Here is a 20,114-nt window from a genome sequence, read left to right as displayed (position 1 = left end):
GATGGATGGGCCTGTGTACTTGCCGGAGGAGCCACCGGGCTTGGAGGCCTTCCTAACCTGGGCTCCGCAACCGGTGCCGCTTCTCCCAGTGGTAGGCGTCCTTCTCGCCCTCGCCTATGGGTGGGGCGTTTGGTTGCTAGCGTGCCGGCGTATTGCATGGCCGTGGTGGCGCACCACTCTCTTCGTGACCGGCTGCGGAGTTCTCGTCGCATTGACCGGTACGGGGCTGGAGGGCTACGGCTATCGGATGTTTTCGGTGTTCATGTTTCAGCAGCTCACCCTGATGATGACGATCCCGCCGCTGCTGATTTTGGGGGCGCCGGGCACGCTCCTACTGAAGGCGGCGCCGGCGAGGGGGCGTTGGCGCCTCGTTCGGCGATTGGCTCTCACCGGTCTGAGGTCCCGGCTTGCCCGTCTGCTGTTGCATCCGGGGTTCATGGTCCCGCTGTTCCTGATGGTGTTCTACGGGCTCTATTTCAGCGGCATCGCGTCGACATTGCTGGGATCCGTGGCCGGGCACCTCTCACTCGAGGTGGTGTTCTTGGCCGCGGGCGTCCTCTTCACTCTGCCGCTGATCTCTCCTGACCCATTGCCACATCGCCAATCGCATCTCGGTCGCCTGTTGGACATGTTCATCGAGATGCCCCTTCATGCGTTCTTCGGGGTGATCGCGATGATGGCGACCGTACCGCTGGTGGGCTTCTTCGCCCGGCCGCCGGCGGCGTGGAGCGTTGACGCTGTTGCTGATCAGCGCATCGCTGGCGCGTTGGCGTGGTCCTATGGTGAGCTGCCGTCGCTGATTATCGTGCTGATCCTGTTGTTCGCGTGGGCGTCCGACGACACCCGCCGAGCGGAGGCCGCCGACCGCCGGAAAGATGTGGAAGGCGACGCGGAGCTCGATGCGTACAACGCTTGGCTGTTGCGGCTGAATCGCCGCTGAGCAAGCTATTCCTTGCTGGCGCGTCGCCGGTTGAGTTCGGTGGCGAGCCAGAGTCCGCCGCCGGCGAGGATCAGCACGACGATGATGATCACGACCACCAGCGCGATCGGCGTCCCGGAGGACGAGTTCGCGGCCGTCGGGGGGCTGGTTGGTGAGGCGACAACGGAGGGGGTCGGCGTTGCCGATGACGTCGGCGTCACGGTCGCGGTGGCAGCGGCCGGGATGGGCCCGGCGTAGCTGAAGGTGTAGCTGCCGTCGATCGGATGCCCGTCGGCGGAGACCGTGCGCCAGGACACTGTGTAATCGCCTTGATCGGTCATCAGAACGGCACGGGACAGGGTCCGGTCCTGGATGCGGAGTTCGCCGGTGGTGACCTCGTGGCCGCCCGGACCGACGGCCTGGATGACGATGCCGCCCTGGAGGCCGCTCAGCGGTGCCTCGTTGAAGGTCAGCACGATCTGGTCCAGCTTTTCGGTGACGGTTTGGCCTTGGGCCGGATTGGATTCAGTGAGAGCATCGTGTGCTTCGGCAGGGGGCGCGGTCAGGCAGTTGGCGACCAGAGCGAGCGCGACGACTCCCAGGAGGGCAAGGACCCTCCACAGGAAACGGCTGGGCTCGGCGGCGGCGCTGGGGGCAGTCATCAATGGTCCCTGTGTTACTCGTGTGCGGAATGCTCGTGGCGGCTGTGCTGCGGGGGCTCGAACTGGAAGGTGGAGTGTTCGATACTGACCTCGAAGTGACTTGCAACGCAGTCCTGCAGCTTGTCCAGGAGCTCGGGCAGACGCCCGTTCTCGAAGGTATCGGGTTCCACGATGACGTGTGCGGTGAGGACCGGCAGCCCGGTGGCGATCTGCGTGGCGTGCAGGTCGTGGATGTCGACTACCTCCGGCAGCTCCAGGACGTGATTGCGCACGGAGTCGAGGTCGAGGCCGGGCGGTGTGGATTCCAGCAGCACGCTGGTCGTCTCCCGCAGCAACTTGAACGCACGCGGGAGGATCAGTACTCCGATGAACATTCCGGCCAGCGCGTCAGCGGCACCCCATCCGGTCAGTCCGATCAGGATCGCAGCGACGATGACCGCAACCGAACCGAGCGCGTCGTTCATCACCTCGAGGAAGGCGGCGCGGAGGTTGAAGTTCTCGCTTCGGCTGGAGGCCAGCACGGTCAGCGAGGCGATGTTGCCGACCAAGCCGATGATGCCGAAGACCAGCAGCTCGGTGGAGGGAATCTCCGGCGGCTCGAACAGCCGCCGAATGCCCTCGATCAAGACGAACACGCCGACCCCGAGGAGGACGGCGGCCTGCGCGGTCGCGGCGAGCACCTCAGCCCGCCGGTAGCCCCAAGTGCGCTTGTTCGTAGCCGGTTTGGTGCTCAGGTACGACGCCACCAACGCCATCGCCAGCCCGGCAGTATCGGTAAGCATGTGGCCGGCGTCGACGAGCAACGCCAGGGAGCCGGTGAGGACCGTGCCGACGACCTCGGCAATCAGGATGACGAAAGTGATGCCGAACGCGATCGAGAGGCGAACGCGATGGCGTTTGGCGGCCTCGCCGAAGAGTTCCATCGTGCTGCCATGGTCGTGGCCATCCATGCGACCTCCTTTCGCCATCACCCACTTTACGTCAATACATGCGAATATGTAAATTAGTTAATGTAGTTGAGAACCGTAATCAGAACCGTTCTCGGTACGATGAAGAATCGAGGAGCGAGTCGTGGACGAATTGACGTTGAACATCGAGAGCGCCGGCGAGCTGGCGGAGGTCTTCCATGGCCTGGCATCGCCGACGCGCTTGCGCGTGCTCGCCAGACTTCGGCAGAGTCCATCGAGCGTGACCGTCTTGGCGGAGGAGCTGGAGATCGGACAGGCGACGCTATCGAACCACCTGCGCATCCTCCGCCAGGCAAAGCTCGTCATCGGCGACCGCGACGGACGCTCCATCACCTACCGGCTGTTCGATGACCACGTCGTCGAGTTCTTCGACCAGGCACTGCTGCACCTCGGCCACGCCCAGCCGGGCGGCGACTAGTCGCCGAAGAGATCCCCCAGCCAGCCACCGCGGCGCTTGTTGCCGTAGCCGTTGTGGCCGGAGTTACCGTGGCCGGCGTTTCCGTGGCCGCTCTTGTTGTGATGTCCGGATCGATTCGGGTCCGACCATCCTTGCGGGTCAGCCGGGGCGGCGTATCCAGTCGATGGGCTCTGGGTCAGTGAGCGTTCGATGATCTTGTCGAGCTCGCCCCGATCCAGCCAAACGCCTCGGCAGGCGGGACAGTAGTCGATCTCGATTCCGGAGCGATCGGAGAGCAGGAGTGTCTCGCCGTCAACGGGACATTTCATGGTTCTTACCCTTCTGGTCGGTATGGTTGCCGGAGCGTAGGGGCCTCGTCTGAGAGTCGGCTGATCGCGGACGCGACTCGGATGCGGCAGTCAGGAGCCGTTTGCTACGCTTCCCACCAAAAGCTGGCTGTTATCGAACTGTGACCGTGGAGGTGAGGTGAACGCGCTGAGTGCAAGAGGAATCCGACGCTGGGTCGTCCTCGCCGTCGCAGCGCTCACCGTCGTGTTCGCTCTGCTGCTGGCGCACATGTTCGAAACGGCACACCCGGTCAACGAAACCGCCGGGCCCGCGGCATCCGCCATTGAGGGCAACGCCGCTCCGGCAGCAGCAAAAGCCGCCGCCGCCGCGCTCGCTTCATCAGAGAACGGCGTCCCACACGACCAGGTGCTGGTCCTGGGGTGCGTCCTCGGACTTGCTGCGGCCGCCTTAGCTCTAGCCCTGTTCGTGGGTTTGCTGCGACGAGACGTCCGCCTGACTCTTCTGCGCGTCGTGCGACGCCTGGGCGCGTCATTGCAGCTCGAGCGACCACTCGCGCCTTCTCTGGAATCTCTGGCCATAAGCCGGACCTGACGACACTTTCGCGCACCCACGGTGCCCTCGTCGTTCTTGTCCGTGCCCGCATAGGGCCGAGTCCGGAAACCCTAAATGCTCATCACCCGCCGCGCGCGGCCGGTTCGCCGCGCAACCTTCACCCCCGCCCCCGCTGAACCTCGATCACGTCGTGAGGCTCTCTCCGCTGAACGGAGCGTCCCAAGACGGCGACGCCGCAGCCGGCCGCGCTCCAAGGGTCGGCCTGCCCGCCGTTCCCTGCTACTTCCTCTGGCGGGGGCCGTCTTCGCCGTGACTTTGAGCGTGGCGACCTCGGTTCCAGCCGAAGCTGTACAACCTGACGGCGCCCTCGAAACGGTGGCCGACACCATCGTCGCGGGTGTGCCGCAGGCTATCGGGCAGACCGGCGGCGCAGCCGTTCCGGTGAATCGTGACGCACCCAGCGCGACCTCAGAAGCCGAACTCAAGGCTGCGGCGCGAACGGACCCCGCGGGCACTCTCGTGGGCAACACGCTTGGCCCGATCCAGTGGCCGTTCGCCGGCGATGTCCCGATCAGCGACGGCTATGGGTCGCGCTCCGCGCCCTGCTCCGGGTGCTCCAGCAACCACAAGGGCCTGGACATGACCCCCGGCGGCGGCACCAAGATCGCCGCGATCGCTGACGGCGTGGTCCGTTCCGCCGAAGAGTCCGATGTCGGGTTCGGCGTGAATGTGATCATCGACCACCGGGTCAATGGTGAGCGATTCGCAAGCCTCTACGCGCACATGCAGTTCGGGTCGTTGCAGGTCCGGGCCGGCGACCGCATCGCGGCTGGCCAGATCATCGGACGGGTCGGCACGACGGGCGCCAGCACCGGCAATCACCTCCACCTGGAGATCTGGGCGAACGGCGAGACACCGATCGACCCGTACTCCTGGCTCCGAGCACGAGCGAGATGAGTACCACCATGCCGAAACAGCCACGCCGGAAGCCACAGCCGACCCGCCGGCTTTCCGCGCGATTCTGGGCCAACACCATCGTCATCGCGCTCGCCTTCATCGTCGTGATCGTCATCGTGCTCGTCGGCCGGGCGCAATCGGCATCGAAACAGGACGCAGCGCCCGCCGTAGTGCGAGCCGACAGCCGAATCCTGCAGAAGGCGCCGACGGACAAGGTGACGGTGGTGGAATTCCTCGACTTCGAGTGCGAAGCCTGCGGCGCCGCCTACCCCGTGGTCGAGCAGCTGCGTGAGCAGTACAAGGACCGTGTCACATTCATCGCTCGCTACTTCCCCATCCCGAGTCACAAGAACGCGATGAACGCGGCGATGGCTGCCGAAGCAGCCGGCCGTCAAGGCAAGTTCACCGAGATGTACTCGAAGCTCTTCCAAACTCAGACGCAGTGGGCCGAACGACAGGATGACCAGTCGACTGTTCTGCGATCTGTGGCCGAGTCGCTCGGCCTGGACATGCGCCAGTACGACAAAGACATCGCCGACCCGACACTCCGGATCCGGGTGATGAAGGATCAAACCGACGGTGTCCAGCTGGGTGTGGCGGGTACACCAACGTTCTTCCTGAACGGCGAGAAGCTCACGCTGACCTCCACAGAGCAATTCGCCGCCGAGCTGGAGAAGGCGTGGCGGCGATGATGTTGGGTGACCGCCGGATCCGCCGCCAGATGCAACGGCTGTGGAGGACACCAGAAGCACACGAGACCATCCCGGCAGCCGTGTACCGGGAGCTGATCGAAGCAGCGACCGCGGCCTCCGTCCAGCTCCAGGTCCTCCTCCGCCGCAGGCCCGCAGACTCTGACGTGGAGCTCGAGGCACTCAGCGACGACATCGACACCCTCATTCGGATCATCAAGCGTCATCGACCAACCCGCTGAATCGAGAAGAATCATGTCCACTACTAACCGGCCCGTCCTCATCGCCGCTACAGCGGTCGCATTGGCGGCACCCCTGTTGCTCTCCGGCTGCTCGATCGGGGACACCGTATCCAAGCAAGCGCAGAACGCCGCCTGCCCCTTGGTCACCCCGATCACCGACAAGGTGGCATCCGACATCGATGCCGCCTTGAAGTCCGCGGTGCTCGACCCCGCGGCGGCCCTCGACCAGCTGAAGGCCGCCCGGACGATCCTGGCGCCGATCGCCGATCAACTGCCCGCGGGGAAGCAGCAGACTGCCGTGCAGAACGTGGTCGACACCATCGACAAACTCATCCCCGTCTTGAAAGCGGAATCCACCGGGTCGTCGACGGGCACCAGCTCGGACGTGCTCACCAAGAAGCTCTCCGAACAGATGAAGGCGCTGACCACCCTATGTTGACCGAACAAGCCGTAGAGACGGCGACCACTGGAGACGTCGACCGTCGACGCGTGGCGTTGCGTGCGCTGTCCGCAGGCCTTCTCGCGATTGCTGTAGACCAGGCAGTCAAGGGCATCGCCATCCTTTCACTCCCGTATGGCCAGCCCGTGCCGACGGTGATCCCCAGCCTGGATCTCAATCTGGTCCTGAACGCTGGAGCGGCGTTCGGGCTCGGCGCCCGAGTCGGCCCCCTGTTGGCGGCCGGAATCCTCATCGTCCTGACCGTCCTCACGGCCTGGATCATCCGACGAGTGATTCGTCGGGAGAACCCGACGGTGACAATACTGCTCGCGATCGCCGCCGGTGGCGGCTGGGGCAACATGGTCGACCGCGCGCTCCGAGGAGAGCACGGCGTCCTCAGCGGTGCCGTGGTCGACTACCTCTCCGTCAGCTGGTTCGCCATCTTTAACCTCGCCGACGTCTTCACTGTGGGCGGCATCGCGGCCGCGGTAGTTGCCGCAACTGTCCAAAACCGCCGCGCGCAGGGCGTCGCGGCGGCGACCGTTCACGACACGGTGACCGGCGCATGACCGGGACCCTCTCCGCACTCTCGACGGTGGCACTCTACGTCGCGATGGGCTTCTACACGGCGGCTTTCGTGGTCTTCTCCATCGACCTGGCCAGACGCGGAGCCGAAGCGACAACGACCGTCCCCAGCGCGGTCGCACGACGGATCGCGGCAACACAGCCACCGACGACCGTTGTCATCGGCGAGGAATCCAGCGAGCAGTCGACCAAATCGAAAGGAGCGCCGTCCCGCGCCGCCCGCGGCGTCACACGATGGGCATTCGGTCTGACGATCGCGGGCTTCGCCTTCCATCTCATCGCGACGGTGCTGCGCGGCGTCGCTGCGGCCCGAGTTCCCTGGGCAAACATGTGGGAGTTCTCGATGACCGGCACGTTGGTCATCGTTGGTGTCTTCCTGCTCGCCAACCTCAAGTGGGACATCAAGTACCTTGGCACGTTCATCGTCGGCCTGGTGCTTGTGCTGCAAGGCGTGGCACTGTTGCGGTACTACGTTCCTGTCGTTCCCCTGCAGCCGGCGCTCCAGTCCTACTGGTTGGTCATCCACATCATCGTCGCCGTCCTGGGGACCGCGTTCTTCGCCCTGGGATTCGCGCTATCCGGACTCCAACTGCTGCAGTACCGGCGTGAAGGCCAGGTCAAGGAGTTTCTTCCGCAGCAATTCCGGTTCCTGGCTACCCTGCCAGACTCGGTCGCGCTAGAGAACCTCGCCTATCGGATCAACATCGTCGGCTTCATCGCCTGGACGTTCACGCTCATCGCTGGAGCCATCTGGGCCTCCGCAGCCTGGGGTCGCTACTGGGGTTGGGACACGAAGGAGGTCTGGACGTTCATCATCTGGGTGATCTACGCCGGCTACATCCACGCCCGCGCCACGCGCGGCTGGCGTGGCTCTCGCTCCGCGTGGCTCGCGATCATCGGCTTCGCCGCCGTGCTGTTCAACTTCGGTATCGTCAATGTCTTCTTCAAGGGCCTGCACACCTACTCGGGACTGTAAGTCCAAGCCCCGGAGGGCAACAGTACAGCGATGCATTAATTCAGCATTCGCTGTACATTGGTGGAATGAGCATCGTCATGCCGGCGGCGACCATCACACACACCGCCGCTCTCGCCCGCTTCGGCCACGCGCTGTCCGACCCCACACGAGTGGGTATCCTGCTGGCCCTGCGGGAAGCACCCGCCTATCCATCTGACCTCGCGGACGCCCTGGACGTGAGCCGTCAGGTGATGTCGAATCAGCTGGCCTGTCTGCGCGGCTGCGGCCTGGTCGAGGCCATCCCGGATGGCCGACGCACCTGGTACCGACTTGCCGATGGGCACATCGCCCCTGCACTGGATGAGCTGCTTCGGGTGGTCCTCTACGTTGAACCCGGGTGCTGCGAGGGCGAGGAGTGCAACTGCACATGACGACGGCGACCGCACTCACAGACGCCCGCCGCGGCGTTCTGCGTCGACGAATCCGATGGATCGTATCGATCACAATCGGGTACAACCTCATCGAGGCCGTCGTCGCGATCACCGCCGGAAGCGCCGCATCCTCAGCCGCACTCGTCGGCTTCGGCTTGGACTCAACCATCGAGGTGCTCTCCGCTGTCGCGGTCGCCTGGCAATTCACTCGGAAAGATCCGGAGCGATGGGAGAAGGGCACGCTGCGCGTCATCGCGGTCGCGTTCTTCACGCTCGCGGCCTACGTAACCGTGAGCTCGCTGCTGGCCCTGGTCGGAGCTGTCAATGTAAAACACTCACCGTTTGGGATCATCCTCACCGCGGTCAGTGTCGTGATCATGCCCTTCCTTTCCCTCGCCGAGCGTCGCGCTGGGAAGGAAATCGGTTCTGCGACAGCGGTTGCCGACTCCAAACAGACATTGATCTGTACCTACCTGTCAGCAGCGGTGCTGATCGGGCTTGTTCTGAACAGCGCCTTCGGCTGGTGGTGGGCAGACCCGATCGCGGGCCTCGTCATCGCGGTTTTCGCACTGCGTGAAGGGCTGGAGGCTTGGAAAGGCGATGCCTGCGCGACATCTGTTGGAATGGTGCTAGAGGACGGGAGCGACCACGATCAGTAGGTGATGCGCAACGCTTCGCCCTCCTGGCTCAGCCGCGCGATACGCCCACGCAAATGGCACGCCTCATGAATGCACGCCAACAGGCCCTCCATCCACGCACGCCTCGACCGCATCTGCCCCGCACGGTCGGAGATGTCGTACCCGCCCGCTGAAGGATCCGCTTACGTACCAGCGATGCCGCCACGCAGCGATAACAGAACACCGCCACACAGCGACCAAAGTCACAGACGAGAGCGATCGCCTCAGCGTCCCAGAAACGATCGCTTTCGGTGTCAGCGCGGTCGGATTCAGGCTCTGCGCCAAGGCTGCCCTACTCTAGGAGCTTTCGCTTGCCCTGCTCGTACTCCGCATCAGTAAGAACTCCTTCGTCGTGAAGAGCGGCCAGCTGGCGGAGCTGTCGAGCAAATCGCGGCGGCATGTGGCGCACGGTTTGGCGGGCGGCCCATTGGTGACGCCGCCACGACGTCCGCATTCGAGAAGCGAGATACCCGCCAACGAGGCAGATTCCCACTACAGCCAGAAGGATCCCTCCGCACATCCACAGCCTCGCGTCTGCAGCGGCTGAAGCAGCGGCCGGGTCAAATTGAGAAGCACGGACCTCTGCAATGCCTGCGCGATCGGCCTGAATCAGAAAAATGATCGTTCCGGAGATCGCGGCAGCCGCCCCAACCATCCACAGCAGTGCACCGTGTGATCCGCGCTCGGTGTGGGCTTCACTCAGCTCGGATGTGAGAACTTTCGCGCTCATGCGTCGAGGGTAGTCCTGTGGGTGGCGAGGTGGCACGCCTCTGGGCGATTATCGAATGGCGTCGGCGGGGTCAATTCGCGCGGCGCGTACGGCGGGAAGGAAGGCCGCGAGAGCCCCACAGACGGCGCCGGCTACCGGCGCGATCGCGATCGTCTCCCAAGGCGCGATCGCGGTCCATCCGCGCGCGGCGGCGACTGCGACGGAAATTGCTAATCCGCCTGCGATTCCGGCAAGTGCGCCAGCGAGGCCGATAACGACGCCTTCCCAGAGAAAGATTGCCGCTACGCCGCGTTGTCCCAGTCCCACGGCCCGGGCTAGCGCAAGTTCTTGCGTGCGTGCTTGAACTGAGATGAACATCGCTGAGGCGCCGCTAAGTATGGCGAGGGCCAGAAGCGCGATCGCCAACGAGGCGAGTAACCCGTTGAGGTCGGTCTGCACTCCTACCCGCAAGTTCCGTAGCTCGGCAGCGGTCTCGACTGAGATATCTGCGGGGGATGCCGGGGAGAGAGCGAGCGGTATCGCGCTGGCTAAGGGTCCGGCAAAGCCAGGATCAGTTCGGACCACGATTTGTCGAGAACCGGCCGAAAAAGGCGGTAACGGTACGACAACACTCGTCAAGAGGTTCGGTTCCCGAGGCGCAGCAGTGATAGTGCCCACGACTGTATACGGTTCGCCGTTGACCCAGACCTCAGCTCCAATTCCGCCCCTGTCGGACAGGCCGAGCTGTGCGCCCGCGTCCGCACCAACGAGCGCCACGTGTTCCTTGGTCGATGAGAAGAGCCTGCTCAGGCTCTGGGGGGACGTTCCGATATCCAGCACCCCGAAGAGTCCACTATCAACGGCCACGGTGCTCCCTTGAAAGGGCGAGTTACCGCTGGCCGAAGTGAATGCGAACCGGCTTGTCCGTGCGGTGTTGGCGTCGAGGGGTGCCACCTGCCCGACCTCTCGGACATGTGGGAGCTCCCCGAGTCGGTCTAGCCAGGCGGCGGCCTCCTCGTCTGATGTACCCGCCGGTACGTTCACCCGAACCTCGTCCCGAGCTGCGGCCGTTAGCCGTCCGGCGATCTGCTGCGAGGCAGTCGCGCCGATGCCGGCCGCGCCGATGAGTCCCGCGAATGCGAGAGCGAAGGCCGCAATCAGAGCGACAGAACGCAGCGGTCGAGACGTCACGTTGTTGATCGCCCGAGTGAGGCGATCCGATGCCCGTCGTGACCGTGTGCCACGACGCTCCTTTGAGGGAGTCACTGCCAGCGACGGCCGTTCCTGTCCGTCAAGTTTCGAGCCAACAGAATTTTCTGCCCCCGTGATCTCTAGAACACCGTCAGCCATCCGGACCGTTCGGTCGGCGTAGGCGGCAATCCTCGGATCATGGGTGACGAGGATGACCGTTGCTCCCTGTCGATTGAGCTCGAGCAGGGCCTCCATCACTTGATCGCCGGTCTCGCTGTCCAGGTTTCCGGTGGGCTCGTCCGCGACGATGATCGAAGGATTCGTTGTAAGGGCCCGCGCGATGGCAAGTCTTTGACGTTCCCCACCGGAGAGTGACCGTGCCAGTGCAGCGGCCTTTTGATCAAGGCCCACGGCTTCTAACGCTCGCGAGACCTTTTCGGATTGCTCGCGGAGCGGTGCTCCTTGAATTGCGAGGGCCAGCGTCGCGTTTCGTTCGGTGCTTTCGTATGGGTTGGCGTAGGAGGACTGGAAGATAAATCCGTAGGTTGTGCTGCGCAGGTGATCGATCTGTGTTGCGCTCAGACCGCGAACGTCAATGTCGCCGAGGTGGTAGCTCCCCTCCCAGCGTGAGTCGAGCAATCCGATGATGTTGAGGAGTGTCGACTTTCCCGATCCGGATCGCCCCACGATCGCGAGGAATTCGCCCGGTTCGACGACCAAGGACGCCTCTCGGACAGCGAACCACTGCTGCGACTCTCCGTAACGGCGCTGGATATGGTTGAGCGTGAGCCGTGGCGGTGAAACGGTCATTGGGACACCAATATCTCGTCCCCGACTGCGAGGCCCTCAGCTTTGATGGCCGTCCACCCGTCCGCATTTCGTACCACGACGATTGGAGTGCGCGCAGGAGTATCCGATTTGCTGCGCTTGATCACGTAGTCACCGCCAGAGTCCGACCGGATGGCGATTGTAGGCACTGCCATGTCGGGTTTTGACTCGGTGCCGAAGAGGACTGCGACGGCGTCGCCTGCCGTCAGGTTTCCGCCGGCATCAAGGTTGATTTGGATGTCGCGGCCGGGTGGCCGTCCGCCGCTGGTGGGGCTCGACTGGAAGTCACTGATCTTGGCCACGGCGCCGGTGCCCTTTTTCCCGCCAGAGCCGGTGATTGTCACCTTGTCGTTCAGTTTGATTTGTTCGGCCTCGCTGACACTGGCTCGCACACTGACGTAGGGGGATCCCATTCCCAGCACAGCGAAGGGGTGATCGTTGTCCACGGAAGTGCCGGCCGGAGCGACAGAGACCAAGGAGAGGGCGCCGAGCGAGGTTGGAACGGTGTAGAACTCTGCGGTGGTGATCGTCGTGGAGTATCGACCACCAGGTGGCTCGACATTTGCGGCTGAGTAGGCGGAGCGCACTGCACTGAGGGTGGCGCTATCGACCTTCCCCGTTTGCGGGACTCCAAGCGCCTTTTGCAAGCTGGCGACGTCACTGCCAGTATCTCCAGCGACCAGGTTCCGGAAGAGCGGTATATCCACGCTGTACAGAAACACGGGTCTGTTCGAGACAGTACCAAGAAGCTGTCCGTTGGTAAGTGGGCCGGGGTTAGCCGAAACAGAAGTGACAACGATGCGCTCTGCGCCCGCCGGTGGGCCAACCGTCACCGGCTGTTCCTGTGTCCCCGAGACCTCGCCTTGGATGCGGATGTCGGCGGTCACGGTCCTGGATTCAACCGGGGCGTATACGGGCACATTCGTCCCGCGAGCGTCAAGCACAGCCGAGTCCGGCGAACGCACCCATATACCCAGAAGGAATGCCGCACCCGCGATAAGGACCGTGATTAAGACAAATGCGAGTGCGCGGAAGGGATGATCCAAACGACGCAGCCGCCGCGGCTCACCCGCCAACGGTCGTGACCAATTTCTGTGCTTGGGCGACCACCTTCTTGACCTTGTCGCGGTAGGCCGTCAATTCGCCCTCGTGATCATCGATGTACCCTGCCTGCTTGGTCGCTTCCCAGTCCGCCAGCGTCTGGACGGAATTGAGTGATTCTTTGCACCGTACGTCGATTGCAGCGACCTCGAGCTGCTCTTCTCCAGCGGAAGGGAATTGAGGCACCAGAACCCGGGCATCCTTGTTGGCCGCCAGGCCCCCGTCCTGTATGCAGCTGAGCCACTTCTCCCGGACCGACTTAAACTCGTCGCTGGCAAGAAGAGCCTCGAACGATTCATTCATCCCGCGATCTACCACCGACTGATCCGGCGACGTGTTTACCCCCATCACGGGTAGCTGCTTGGTTGATTTGAAGCACGCCCGATAGTCCTGCCACCAATCGGGACCGAGCGCATCCTCCTGGGCTTGAACATCTTTCGACTGACTCGACTCGGGTAGCTCGTACCCATTGGCCTCAGCGTCGGCCGGCGCCCATAACCCATACCGACGATCCGGTAGAGGCGCGAGCGCCGACCAATCCTGAGACGCGCGGGGGAAAGTCAGCCCCTTGTTGGCCATGCACTTTTCGATCGCAATCGAGTTCGCATGGTTGACCGTCTGAACCTCACCCCAACTCATCGCATATGACTCAAGCGGCAACAGAATCTGTGCCGTCGCCGGATTGAGCTGCGCGCGCACGTTGGCGTGCGCTTGCGACGGCCCGGACGAACACCCGGTCAATGCAACGACGAAGATGAGCGCTGCTGCTGAAGTCGTCGCTGTCAGCCGCCCACCCGCCATCAGTAGAAGTAGAGGGAGTCGAACGAGTCGTTACGCCAGTCAGGCCAATTGAAGAAGCCCGCGGCTCCTCCGGGCTGCTGGAACAATGAACCCGAGTAACCGGGGTCGCTGAACCAGCCGATATAGGCAGTTCGGTTGTTGGCGACGGAGGAGATGACGTCGTGGAACCCCGCAAGCGACGACTGGCTGCTGGTCCACGATCCGAAGGCTCCGGCATAGCTGGAGTCAGTCCAGGCGCACGCGCGGTTACTGCCGCACTGAGTGATGGATGCCTGTGCCGGTGCGCTGAATCCAATGACAGAAGCAGCGACAAGAGCTGCAGCACCTGCAACCCCAATGATTGAACGCTTTTTCACGATATCTCCCCAATCCTCAGTGAACGTGAAGCTGAGCCGGAGTCTAGAACGCCCTGTCTAGGGGACGCAAGTACCAAGCGCGAGAGCTCCACGAGCATCCGAGAACATCAAAGCTGGTGCCATCTCGGGCGGCACCAGCCTGGTCGTCGGGCACCGCTATGGCCCGCCGGGTCGCTTGCGCTAACGATCGTTTCTGAACCTGCCCCCTGTCCCAATGTCGGGACGATGGTGTAGTGTCCCAAGCATGGGACAGCAAGACGGCGGATACCTCGATTGGCTCAGATGGCATGACTCGCTCACCACTGAGGAGCGGATCGCCCGCGGGCCTTTTCAGTCCGCGTTCGCAGTAGGCCGTGGCGAGCACGGTAAAGGCGCAATCGACCGCGCGCGCCGGCAGGCGTCCATCGCATCCCACGTGCTCGACCAGGTGGAGGAGCAAGCGGTGTTCGCCCTCCTCGTCGACGGCCACAGCGTCCGCGACGTCGCCGCGAGCACCGGGCTCAGCAAGAGCGAGGTGGGACGCATCGCCAAGCGTTTTGAACGGGACGGTGACACCTTGGTGTCGCACGCGACGTTAGCGCCCCTGGGAGCCGCAGACGATGTGCGCGACGGCATCCGCGCCGCGTGGGGTCACCGCTGATGCGGGGGTACACAGCGGTCCCGGACCCGTGGCCCATGCCCACCCTGCCGCAGTGGGCGGCCAACATCGTGGACAACGCCGTGCTGTTCATCGTCGGCGTGGTGATCGTCGCCGGCATCGGTGTCGTTGTGTGGATGGTCCTGAGCGATCGCGCTGAGCGTCGGCGCCCAGATGGAGGGCTGCATGCGTTTCGACCGTTCCACGCTGGGCGACGAGCTGCCCGGCAGGGTGCACCGGTGGTCGCTCCGGCAGAGCTGAGCGACCAGGACGCACCCGCCTGGGTGGCCGGCTACCATGTCGGCCGCATGGAACCGGTCGCGTCCCGGAAGTAGGCCGCCCGGTAATGCGGGAGGGCTCGTCAGCTCTGGGTATGAGAGTGTCGATGGCATGAGCGATGAACCAGAAGCGAACCCTCACCTTCGGGATGCGTTGCTGATCGCCAGGCAGCAGTGGCAGCTCAACGAGATACGCGAGCTGGTGCGCGCCTTCGCGCGAAATGGGACGTCGACGGCTCCGCCGGAGGCGTACGCCTATCTCGAACTCATGGTGGATGCGATCGTGGACGATCCGGAACAGGTAATGGCGCTCAACGCGGACGTGAGTCGGCTACTCAACGACGGGGGTACGACCTTCGATCCAGACGGTCGCCAGGCCGGCTGAGCTTCACGGCCTCGGCGTCCCGCTGCGTGGGTCGAGGCCAGCCTTCCATCGCTCGCGCTGTTCCTCCGGGGTCACGATCTGCCCGTGCGGGTCGGTGATGGGGACGAGGAACTTCGGCGTGCCTAGCTCGCCTTCGGCGGCGGCCTGTGCCTCAGCGAGGCTTTCGTAGTAGCCCAATGGCCACCGGTCAGCACGTTTCAGGACCCAATGGTCGACGCGGTACATCATCAGCGTTTCGCGGGTGATCTTGTTCACGGCCGGCCCGTGGTGGATTAAGAAGCGCGGTTGGATCGCGTCGTCGAGCACCAGCCAGTCGCTCTCCCCCACCCGAATCGTTCGCACGAATCCATTCGAACATACTTTCGAATCTCTGGTCTAATGGGGGCATGAGCACGAACCGCCGATATCCCGAAATGGGGATCGGCCGCGGCGTGGAGGAGATTCTGATCCGAGCCCAGCCGGTGAGTCTGACCGATGCGGAGCTCGACGTCGAGCACCACCCGATTCACCGGCCGGCGGAGCCGCGGCCGGTGCGGGCGTGGGTGCGTTTCCCGGAGACGGTGATCCGCCCAGAGTGCGAGGCGATCGCCTGGACGGATCGCGCCGTTCAGGTCCGTTGGACGTCGGTCAACGGCATCGTGCGTACGGCATGGGTGTGGCGGGGCGCGATCGAGGATGGTTGGGACCGGCCGCCGATTCCCCCGCGGCGATAGGAGTCCCTTGTCAGGCTCGGTCGCCAGCCGACCGCTCCGTAGCCTGTTGTTCCAGCCGCTCCCGGGCTTCGGTGATCAGCCGGCCGAGCGCGAACAGGGAGGGGATGGCCTCCGGGTTGCCAAGGCCGGAGTCGTCGACGAGCGTGACTTCGAGAGGGTTCTCATCCTCTGAACGGTTGTTGACCGCGGCGCGGATCGTGATGGCATCGATGTCGGCGTGGAGGACGTCTTCACCAGAAATTCCTCCTGTCATGACCACTGTGCCGTCGCCGCGCCGTTCGAACGTGCCCGCGGAAGTCGCGGTGGGAGGCATGTACCAGAGCAGATCGGCCGCGAATCCGGAGTCCGCCGGCAAGCCCATCTTGGCCAGGAAGAGCCGGGTGTACGTCGGGGCGAGCTTGCTCGTCTCCTGCGCCAACCATTCGGAGCGGAGTTCTTCTTGCTCGGCCGCTTCCTGTGCGCGCTTGGCCTCAATCTCGGCCAGCTCAGAGCGGTACTTGGAAAGGGCGGCCTCTGCCAGTCGGGAGTTCGTCATGCGGTGCCGCCGTTCGTCCGTGCGCGACCGGTGTACGTGAGGCCGGCACGGCGCAGGGCGTCGGCCGGCGTGCCGTCGCTGTAGTCGGGGGCCTCCCCCGTCATCGGCAGCGGCGCATTCGCGCGGGCGTACTCGTGCACCTGGTCGCTGAGTGCGTCCCAGGTTGGGATCTCACCCACCGGAGTGGTGACCAGCTCGACGCCGCACGTGATCCCTTGTTCGGTGAGGTATTGGCGGGCTGCCGTGAGGTACGCCTCGGCGTACGCGGCCAGGTCGCGCGCGAACAGCGCTTCGACGTCCTCGACGAGCTGCTGCGCGGCCGCGGCCCGCTCCTCGGTCATCCCCTCGGTGAACGTGGCTTCTGCGGCCGCGTCGCGTTCGTCGTCGTACAGGTCGCCCAGACCGAAGTCGTAGAACACATCCTCCGCGTCGAACGGCAGCCGCACCGGCTCGGTGCGGTAGCGCAGCAGCTCGGCGTCGTCGTCGCCGGCGGTGCTGTGGACGATCTGGCGCACGTAGTCGGCTTCCCATGATCCGGGCCGGCCGGCCAACAGCTCCTCAACGCCGCCCAGGTTGGCGGCAACGGCCGTGAGGACGTAGGTGGCGATTTCTCCGAAATCGACGGGCTCGACGGTGGCCTGCTCGGTGCCGGCGCCGCGCACGCGCGTCTGACGCGCCGCCGCGGTGAGTGCGGCGATCGCGTCGGCTACCGGGTTGGGCTCGGCAGGCTCGACCGCCTGCAGTGTGGTGGTCATCGTGTGGTCCTTCCGGATCGATACTCGAGGACGGTCTACAGGTTGGCCGCAGCGGCCCCCTGGGGCAGCTCACGGGCTCCCACGGGCGGGAACGGCTGCCCGTTGTTGTACTTGGCTTCCAGGCGCTCGACCTCGGCCATGACGGCCTTGTGGATGAACTGCGAGAGGTTGCGGCTGCCCTCAGTGGTCATCGTGTAGAGGATCGCGCCGCGCACGCGGTCGGTGTCGGCGGGGTCTTGGTAGAACGACACCTTCGCCCGTGACTTCGGCTCGCGTGGCGCGGGCTTCGTCGCGGCGCGCTCGGCAGCCTGGAGCTGGCGGGTCTGCTCTACCTGGTCGGCGTCCTCGTGCTGTTCTTGCGTCCACCGGGTGGCGTCGACGGCAGTCGGCGCGGCCGCGGGTGGCGGCGTGATGGGGCTCGATCCGGCGAGGCTGGATTTGCGTGGTGCTGGTCGGTTCATGATGCGGCTCCTTCGATCGCAGTCAGGTGGTCGGCGTAGATGGCTCCGAGTTCTGTCGCTTCGGAGCCGCCCCACTCGTCGAGGCCGCGTGCGGCCTCGGCCGCGTCGGAGATGACGACGCGCTTGGGGACGACGGGTGAGAGCATCCGCAGCCCTCGGGCCGTGATGGCTTGTCCCAGCTCGTCCAGCCATGTGCGGCCGCTGACGGTCTTTTCCTCGTGCTTGTTGACGATGACGCCCGCGACGCTCAGTCCGGGGTTGTAGTAGGCCCTGACGTTCTCGATCGTGTCGAGGAGCTGGCCGAGCCCGTTGGCGCTGAACAGCTTGGATTCGGTGACAACCACAACGGCATCGGCGGCCGTCAGGCCGTTGATGGTGAGCTGGTCGAGGCTGGGTGCGCAGTCGATCAGGATCAGGTCGTAGTCGTCGACGACGCTGGCCAGGGCCTCGCGCAGGCGGCCTTCTCGGCCGGCTCCGGCGATCACGAGTTCGTCGCGCACGTAGCCGAGCGTGACGCCACTGGTGGGCACGACGTCGAGGCCGGGCCAGACGCCGGGAACGATGACGTCGCGGATGGTCTCAGGTGCGCGCGAGCTGAGCGCGTCGGCAAGGCCGGCCTGGTCCTCCCCTACATCCTCGGCCGCGGCGATCGTCGTCAGGTTGCCTTGTGGGTCGTTGTCGACGGCGAGCACGCGCCGGCCTGCACGCACCGCGGCGCGCGCCAGGTGAAACGTGGTCGTGGACTTGCCGACGCCGCCCTTCTGGTTGCAGAGGGCGAAGATTCGAGCGGTCACGTTGGTTACCTCCAATGGGTCTAATAGTACTGTTACCGTCACGTCATGCTGCTGCGTTGTGTGCGCGTGGCGTGACAGGGCCGGGGAGCTGTCGGGCAGCTCCCCGGCCCTGCTTCGACTCAGAACGGGGTGTCGTCGTTGGTGTCGGCGGCGGCCGTCGCGCGCTGGACGGTGACGCTCTGTCCGCGCAGGCTCACACCGATTTCGTCGGCGCGGACCTCGTGCTGAAGCCGGGTTCCCTGCTCGCCCTTGTACTCGGTGATGCGGTAGCCGCCGGAGAAGGTAACGCGGATGTTTCCGCCTGCCTCGGCCGCGTCCACGAGGTTCTGCGCCTGGTTGCCGCTCACGGCGACGTCGTAGGCCGTGGCCGGACCGTCGCTGTAGGAGCCATCCGACTGACGGATGCGGTCGCTGACGATGACGCGGGCGTAGGTGTACGGGCCGTGCTCCCCCTCCCGGAGCGTGGGCGTCTCGGCCAGGTTTCCAGTGCGAGTGATGTAGCTCATTTCGATTCCTCCCAGAATGATGGTGCCTCTAACAGTACTGTTGGGGTTTATAGAGTTGCAATGACCTAGTAGCGCTCGACCTCCATCTCTCGGCCGTCCATCTGGGGCGGGTACAGCACCCACTCGATGCCGCTGACCGGGTTGGGGTTCTCGACGCGGACGCCGCGCACGGGCGAGCCGAACTCGATCGGCCCCAGCTCGTCGGTGACGCGCAGCGGCGTGCGGTAGATGCGGCCGCCGTGGCTGAGGATGCGGTCCCCGATCCGCAGGTCTGCGAGTCGAGTGACGATGATCTTGGACATGGCTTCTCCTATGGAGTGATCTAACGGTAATAGTACTGTTAGGGTCGTTGGGGCTGTTTTATGTTCCTGCTGGTTCGTGCCGGTGGATGTCGACTGGGCTACTTATGGCCCTTCGTTCACCTCTAATAGTACTATTACCGGCGTTGGGGGTCAAGTCACTGGCAGCTGTCACATTGCAGGGCTTCCATCGGGTCGATGGGCACCACGTACTCGGCCGCAGGGGAGCGGTAGTGGGCATCGCCTTCGTCGTCGCCCGCGGCGTGCGCCTCGATCCACATGTCCGCGCTGGCTGGCTCCCCGATCGCTCGAAGCATCCCCGCCAGGGCCTCGACCTCGCCGCAGCTCAGGGTCGGCCCCAGGTCGCCTGCCATGTCTCCGGCGGAGAACACCGCCGCGAATCGAGTGACGTCGCTGGTGTTGGTAATGAGTGTGCTCATCGCTTCTCTCCCTCTCCCTCTCCCTCATGTTGTTTTGCCGGGAAGGCACGTAGTGCCGTTCAGGGAGAGCGGTTGGAGTGCAACCCGCAGGGCGGCGGGGGAGAGAATTTCCGCGCGAAATAAGGGAGCTTGCGACCGCGTGCGGAAAATCTCGGCGGAGCTGGCTCCCGCAGGGAGCTTGCGCGGAGGCCGCCGACCGTAGAATGCCGCAGGCTTCCCGGCAAAAGACAGGGGCCGAAGGCCGTACAGTCGGCCGGCTCCGTCCGGCCGTCCGTTGTCGGCGCCGGCTCCGTCCGGCGCCGACCGCTCTGGACGGTGTTCAGTCGAAGCCGGGGCCGAAATTGTCGGTCCAGCATTGCGGATGAATGCCGGTTCGGATCAGCTCGCGTTCCGCGGCCGGCCTCGCGGGGGCGGCGTCCTGAATCAGCGCGCCCGCGCGCAGCGCGGCGGCTTCCGCGGCCGTGAGCTCGACGACGCTCGACCGGTGACAAAACATGCATGCGGGTGTGGTGTGCGTCTCGGTGGTCATGAGTCCTCCAATAG

32 protein-coding genes are annotated in these 20,114 nt (G+C 64.6%); 15 read left to right on the top strand and 17 right to left on the bottom strand.

Features of this window, described 5'->3' with window-relative positions:
• The first annotated feature begins 1 nt into the window (after position 1).
• On the top strand, positions 2 to 940 hold the full coding sequence (locus BGO91_RS06330; RefSeq protein WP_115698372.1) for a cytochrome c oxidase assembly protein: 939 nt from the start codon (positions 2 to 4) through the stop codon (positions 938 to 940).
• A 5-nt stretch (positions 941 to 945) separates the two neighbouring features.
• On the opposite strand, the gene BGO91_RS06325 is transcribed toward BGO91_RS06330, so the two are convergent.
• Together BGO91_RS06325 and BGO91_RS06320 are read right to left on the bottom strand one after the other, a co-directional pair.
• Positions 946 to 1,581, bottom strand: a complete 636-nt coding sequence (locus tag BGO91_RS06325) for a copper resistance protein CopC (RefSeq protein ID WP_021762764.1) — start codon at positions 1,579 to 1,581, stop codon at positions 946 to 948.
• Between the two features lie 14 nt (positions 1,582 to 1,595).
• Positions 1,596 to 2,531, bottom strand: a complete 936-nt coding sequence (locus BGO91_RS06320; RefSeq protein ID WP_021762765.1) for a cation diffusion facilitator family transporter — start codon at positions 2,529 to 2,531, stop codon at positions 1,596 to 1,598.
• Between the two features lie 121 nt (positions 2,532 to 2,652).
• Here BGO91_RS06320 and BGO91_RS06315 point away from each other — a divergent pair, with 121 nt between their 5' ends.
• On the top strand, positions 2,653 to 2,967 hold the full coding sequence (locus tag BGO91_RS06315; protein WP_021762766.1) for a metalloregulator ArsR/SmtB family transcription factor: 315 nt from the start codon (positions 2,653 to 2,655) through the stop codon (positions 2,965 to 2,967).
• On the opposite strand, the gene BGO91_RS06310 is transcribed toward BGO91_RS06315, so the two are convergent.
• A complete protein-coding gene (locus tag BGO91_RS06310) occupies positions 2,964 to 3,275 on the bottom strand; it encodes a zf-TFIIB domain-containing protein (RefSeq protein ID WP_081703940.1) in 312 nt (103 codons plus the stop codon). The two genes, BGO91_RS06315 and BGO91_RS06310, sit on opposite strands and share 4 nt — an antisense overlap.
• Positions 3,276 to 3,432: 157 nt before the next feature.
• Here BGO91_RS06310 and BGO91_RS06305 point away from each other — a divergent pair, with 157 nt between their 5' ends.
• The 9 genes from BGO91_RS06305 (at position 3,433) to BGO91_RS06265 (ending at position 8,764) form a co-directional block, all read left to right on the top strand.
• Positions 3,433 to 3,846 carry a hypothetical protein gene (locus tag BGO91_RS06305; protein ID WP_021762769.1) on the top strand — a complete coding sequence of 138 codons (414 nt, stop codon included), beginning with the start codon at positions 3,433 to 3,435 and terminating at the stop codon, positions 3,844 to 3,846.
• Positions 3,847 to 4,182: 336 nt separating this feature from the next.
• Positions 4,183 to 4,764, top strand: coding sequence for a M23 family metallopeptidase (locus tag BGO91_RS06300; RefSeq protein WP_051336951.1), 582 nt, complete (start codon positions 4,183 to 4,185; stop codon positions 4,762 to 4,764).
• Positions 4,761 to 5,456: a thioredoxin domain-containing protein gene (locus BGO91_RS06295; RefSeq protein ID WP_021762771.1), complete on the top strand. Its 696-nt coding sequence runs from the start codon at positions 4,761 to 4,763 to the stop codon at positions 5,454 to 5,456. Before BGO91_RS06300 ends, BGO91_RS06295 begins: the two co-directional genes overlap by 4 nt.
• Positions 5,444 to 5,695, top strand: a complete 252-nt coding sequence (locus BGO91_RS06290; RefSeq protein ID WP_021762772.1) for a hypothetical protein — start codon at positions 5,444 to 5,446, stop codon at positions 5,693 to 5,695. Before BGO91_RS06295 ends, BGO91_RS06290 begins: the two co-directional genes overlap by 13 nt.
• 61 nt (positions 5,696 to 5,756) lie before the next feature.
• Positions 5,757 to 6,134: a hypothetical protein gene (locus tag BGO91_RS06285; protein WP_185279204.1), complete on the top strand. Its 378-nt coding sequence runs from the start codon at positions 5,757 to 5,759 to the stop codon at positions 6,132 to 6,134.
• Positions 6,128 to 6,703, top strand: coding sequence for a signal peptidase II (locus tag BGO91_RS06280; RefSeq protein ID WP_021762774.1), 576 nt, complete (start codon positions 6,128 to 6,130; stop codon positions 6,701 to 6,703). The genes BGO91_RS06285 and BGO91_RS06280 overlap by 7 nt, the downstream gene beginning before the upstream one ends.
• The gene (ccsB, locus tag BGO91_RS06275; RefSeq protein ID WP_115698371.1) at positions 6,700 to 7,695 is read left to right on the top strand and encodes a c-type cytochrome biogenesis protein CcsB; all 996 of its coding nucleotides are present in this window, start codon (positions 6,700 to 6,702) and stop codon (positions 7,693 to 7,695) included. Before BGO91_RS06280 ends, ccsB begins: the two co-directional genes overlap by 4 nt.
• A 65-nt stretch (positions 7,696 to 7,760) precedes the next feature.
• Entirely contained in the window at positions 7,761 to 8,105 is a 345-nt protein-coding gene (locus tag BGO91_RS06270; RefSeq protein ID WP_021762831.1) for a metalloregulator ArsR/SmtB family transcription factor, read from the top strand.
• Positions 8,102 to 8,764 (top strand): cation transporter, encoded by a 663-nt coding sequence (locus tag BGO91_RS06265; protein WP_021762832.1) that lies wholly within the window; start codon positions 8,102 to 8,104, stop codon positions 8,762 to 8,764. The genes BGO91_RS06270 and BGO91_RS06265 overlap by 4 nt, the downstream gene beginning before the upstream one ends.
• 310 nt (positions 8,765 to 9,074) lie before the next feature.
• Here the strand turns inward: BGO91_RS06265 and BGO91_RS06260 are convergent, their stop codons facing one another.
• The 5 genes from BGO91_RS06260 to BGO91_RS06240 all read right to left on the bottom strand — a co-directional run bounded on the left by BGO91_RS06260 (position 9,075) and on the right by BGO91_RS06240 (position 13,768).
• On the bottom strand, positions 9,075 to 9,512 hold the full coding sequence (locus BGO91_RS06260) for an SHOCT domain-containing protein (RefSeq protein ID WP_081703946.1): 438 nt from the start codon (positions 9,510 to 9,512) through the stop codon (positions 9,075 to 9,077).
• A gap of 48 nt (positions 9,513 to 9,560) precedes the next feature.
• The gene (locus BGO91_RS06255) at positions 9,561 to 11,492 is read right to left on the bottom strand and encodes an ATP-binding cassette domain-containing protein (protein ID WP_115698370.1); all 1,932 of its coding nucleotides are present in this window, start codon (positions 11,490 to 11,492) and stop codon (positions 9,561 to 9,563) included.
• Positions 11,489 to 12,397 (bottom strand): hypothetical protein, encoded by a 909-nt coding sequence (locus tag BGO91_RS06250; protein ID WP_147295979.1) that lies wholly within the window; start codon positions 12,395 to 12,397, stop codon positions 11,489 to 11,491. Before BGO91_RS06250 ends, BGO91_RS06255 begins: the two co-directional genes overlap by 4 nt.
• Positions 12,398 to 12,575: 178 nt before the next feature.
• Positions 12,576 to 13,412: a hypothetical protein gene (locus BGO91_RS06245; protein WP_147295978.1), complete on the bottom strand. Its 837-nt coding sequence runs from the start codon at positions 13,410 to 13,412 to the stop codon at positions 12,576 to 12,578.
• Positions 13,412 to 13,768, bottom strand: coding sequence for a peptidase inhibitor family I36 protein (locus tag BGO91_RS06240; RefSeq protein WP_021756243.1), 357 nt, complete (start codon positions 13,766 to 13,768; stop codon positions 13,412 to 13,414). The genes BGO91_RS06245 and BGO91_RS06240 overlap by 1 nt, the downstream gene beginning before the upstream one ends.
• Before the next feature lie 244 nt (positions 13,769 to 14,012).
• On the opposite strand from BGO91_RS06240, the gene BGO91_RS06235 reads away from it, so the two are divergent.
• The 3 genes from BGO91_RS06235 to BGO91_RS06225 are packed head-to-tail and all read left to right on the top strand — an operon-like array spanning position 14,013 to position 15,068.
• Positions 14,013 to 14,408: a hypothetical protein gene (locus tag BGO91_RS06235; protein ID WP_021756244.1), complete on the top strand. Its 396-nt coding sequence runs from the start codon at positions 14,013 to 14,015 to the stop codon at positions 14,406 to 14,408.
• 35 nt (positions 14,409 to 14,443) lie between these two features.
• A complete protein-coding gene (locus BGO91_RS06230; protein ID WP_039920821.1) occupies positions 14,444 to 14,740 on the top strand; it encodes a hypothetical protein in 297 nt (98 codons plus the stop codon).
• 55 nt (positions 14,741 to 14,795) lie between these two features.
• Positions 14,796 to 15,068 (top strand): hypothetical protein, encoded by a 273-nt coding sequence (locus BGO91_RS06225; protein ID WP_039920823.1) that lies wholly within the window; start codon positions 14,796 to 14,798, stop codon positions 15,066 to 15,068.
• 3 nt (positions 15,069 to 15,071) lie between these two features.
• On the opposite strand, the gene BGO91_RS06220 is transcribed toward BGO91_RS06225, so the two are convergent.
• Positions 15,072 to 15,395, bottom strand: a complete 324-nt coding sequence (locus tag BGO91_RS06220; protein ID WP_021756247.1) for a hypothetical protein — start codon at positions 15,393 to 15,395, stop codon at positions 15,072 to 15,074.
• A gap of 59 nt (positions 15,396 to 15,454) precedes the next feature.
• Here BGO91_RS06220 and BGO91_RS06215 point away from each other — a divergent pair, with 59 nt between their 5' ends.
• Entirely contained in the window at positions 15,455 to 15,781 is a 327-nt protein-coding gene (locus tag BGO91_RS06215) for a hypothetical protein (RefSeq protein ID WP_147295977.1), read from the top strand.
• A 10-nt stretch (positions 15,782 to 15,791) separates the two neighbouring features.
• Here BGO91_RS06215 and BGO91_RS06210 read toward each other — a convergent pair whose 3' ends face one another.
• The 8 genes from BGO91_RS06210 to BGO91_RS06175 all read right to left on the bottom strand — a co-directional run bounded on the left by BGO91_RS06210 (position 15,792) and on the right by BGO91_RS06175 (position 20,100).
• Positions 15,792 to 16,316: a hypothetical protein gene (locus BGO91_RS06210; protein WP_021756249.1), complete on the bottom strand. Its 525-nt coding sequence runs from the start codon at positions 16,314 to 16,316 to the stop codon at positions 15,792 to 15,794.
• Positions 16,313 to 17,071 carry a hypothetical protein gene (locus BGO91_RS06205; RefSeq protein ID WP_021756250.1) on the bottom strand — a complete coding sequence of 253 codons (759 nt, stop codon included), beginning with the start codon at positions 17,069 to 17,071 and terminating at the stop codon, positions 16,313 to 16,315. The genes BGO91_RS06210 and BGO91_RS06205 overlap by 4 nt, the downstream gene beginning before the upstream one ends.
• Before the next feature lie 35 nt (positions 17,072 to 17,106).
• Positions 17,107 to 17,532, bottom strand: coding sequence for a hypothetical protein (locus BGO91_RS06200; protein ID WP_021756251.1), 426 nt, complete (start codon positions 17,530 to 17,532; stop codon positions 17,107 to 17,109).
• The gene (locus tag BGO91_RS06195) at positions 17,529 to 18,368 is read right to left on the bottom strand and encodes a ParA family protein (RefSeq protein WP_290471968.1); all 840 of its coding nucleotides are present in this window, start codon (positions 18,366 to 18,368) and stop codon (positions 17,529 to 17,531) included. Before BGO91_RS06195 ends, BGO91_RS06200 begins: the two co-directional genes overlap by 4 nt.
• 77 nt (positions 18,369 to 18,445) lie before the next feature.
• A complete protein-coding gene (locus BGO91_RS06190; RefSeq protein WP_021756253.1) occupies positions 18,446 to 18,832 on the bottom strand; it encodes a single-stranded DNA-binding protein in 387 nt (128 codons plus the stop codon).
• 65 nt (positions 18,833 to 18,897) lie between these two features.
• A complete protein-coding gene (locus BGO91_RS06185) occupies positions 18,898 to 19,134 on the bottom strand; it encodes a hypothetical protein (RefSeq protein ID WP_021756254.1) in 237 nt (78 codons plus the stop codon).
• Between the two features lie 155 nt (positions 19,135 to 19,289).
• A complete protein-coding gene (locus BGO91_RS06180; protein ID WP_021756255.1) occupies positions 19,290 to 19,571 on the bottom strand; it encodes a hypothetical protein in 282 nt (93 codons plus the stop codon).
• A gap of 319 nt (positions 19,572 to 19,890) precedes the next feature.
• Complete coding sequence (locus BGO91_RS06175; RefSeq protein ID WP_021756256.1) at positions 19,891 to 20,100, bottom strand: hypothetical protein; 210 nt, start codon at positions 20,098 to 20,100, stop codon at positions 19,891 to 19,893.
• Between the last annotated feature and the right edge of the window lie 14 nt (positions 20,101 to 20,114).

Source organism: Leifsonia sp. 71-9, from assembly GCF_001898805.1.
Taxonomy (GTDB): Bacteria; Actinomycetota; Actinomycetes; order Actinomycetales; family Microbacteriaceae; genus Leifsonia.
Note: the sequence above shows the minus strand (reverse complement) of the source record. Positions and strands in the feature narration are given on the sequence as shown.

Bases quoted from the DNA above. Each gene is read 5' to 3' on its own strand.
- BGO91_RS06330 (WP_115698372.1), top strand. From the start codon at position 2: ATGGATGGGCCTGTGTACTTGCCGGAGGAGCCACCGGGCTTGGAGGCC.
- BGO91_RS06325 (WP_021762764.1), bottom strand. From the start codon at position 1,581: ATGACTGCCCCCAGCGCCGCCGCCGAGCCCAGCCGTTTCCTGTGGAGG.
- BGO91_RS06320 (WP_021762765.1), bottom strand. From the start codon at position 2,531: ATGGATGGCCACGACCATGGCAGCACGATGGAACTCTTCGGCGAGGCC.
- BGO91_RS06310 (WP_081703940.1), bottom strand. From the start codon at position 3,275: ATGAAATGTCCCGTTGACGGCGAGACACTCCTGCTCTCCGATCGCTCC.
- BGO91_RS06295 (WP_021762771.1), top strand. From the start codon at position 4,761: ATGAGTACCACCATGCCGAAACAGCCACGCCGGAAGCCACAGCCGACC.
- BGO91_RS06280 (WP_021762774.1), top strand. From the start codon at position 6,128: ATGTTGACCGAACAAGCCGTAGAGACGGCGACCACTGGAGACGTCGAC.
- ccsB (WP_115698371.1), top strand. From the start codon at position 6,700: ATGACCGGGACCCTCTCCGCACTCTCGACGGTGGCACTCTACGTCGCG.
- BGO91_RS06270 (WP_021762831.1), top strand. From the start codon at position 7,761: ATGAGCATCGTCATGCCGGCGGCGACCATCACACACACCGCCGCTCTC.
- BGO91_RS06265 (WP_021762832.1), top strand. From the start codon at position 8,102: ATGACGACGGCGACCGCACTCACAGACGCCCGCCGCGGCGTTCTGCGT.
- BGO91_RS06260 (WP_081703946.1), bottom strand. From the start codon at position 9,512: ATGAGCGCGAAAGTTCTCACATCCGAGCTGAGTGAAGCCCACACCGAG.
- BGO91_RS06255 (WP_115698370.1), bottom strand. From the start codon at position 11,492: ATGACCGTTTCACCGCCACGGCTCACGCTCAACCATATCCAGCGCCGT.
- BGO91_RS06245 (WP_147295978.1), bottom strand. From the start codon at position 13,412: ATGGCGGGTGGGCGGCTGACAGCGACGACTTCAGCAGCAGCGCTCATC.
- BGO91_RS06235 (WP_021756244.1), top strand. From the start codon at position 14,013: ATGGGACAGCAAGACGGCGGATACCTCGATTGGCTCAGATGGCATGAC.
- BGO91_RS06230 (WP_039920821.1), top strand. From the start codon at position 14,444: ATGCCCACCCTGCCGCAGTGGGCGGCCAACATCGTGGACAACGCCGTG.
- BGO91_RS06225 (WP_039920823.1), top strand. From the start codon at position 14,796: ATGAGCGATGAACCAGAAGCGAACCCTCACCTTCGGGATGCGTTGCTG.
- BGO91_RS06215 (WP_147295977.1), top strand. From the start codon at position 15,455: ATGAGCACGAACCGCCGATATCCCGAAATGGGGATCGGCCGCGGCGTG.
- BGO91_RS06210 (WP_021756249.1), bottom strand. From the start codon at position 16,316: ATGACGAACTCCCGACTGGCAGAGGCCGCCCTTTCCAAGTACCGCTCT.
- BGO91_RS06205 (WP_021756250.1), bottom strand. From the start codon at position 17,071: ATGACCACCACACTGCAGGCGGTCGAGCCTGCCGAGCCCAACCCGGTA.
- BGO91_RS06200 (WP_021756251.1), bottom strand. From the start codon at position 17,532: ATGAACCGACCAGCACCACGCAAATCCAGCCTCGCCGGATCGAGCCCC.
- BGO91_RS06190 (WP_021756253.1), bottom strand. From the start codon at position 18,832: ATGAGCTACATCACTCGCACTGGAAACCTGGCCGAGACGCCCACGCTC.
- BGO91_RS06185 (WP_021756254.1), bottom strand. From the start codon at position 19,134: ATGTCCAAGATCATCGTCACTCGACTCGCAGACCTGCGGATCGGGGAC.
- BGO91_RS06180 (WP_021756255.1), bottom strand. From the start codon at position 19,571: ATGAGCACACTCATTACCAACACCAGCGACGTCACTCGATTCGCGGCG.
- BGO91_RS06175 (WP_021756256.1), bottom strand. From the start codon at position 20,100: ATGACCACCGAGACGCACACCACACCCGCATGCATGTTTTGTCACCGG.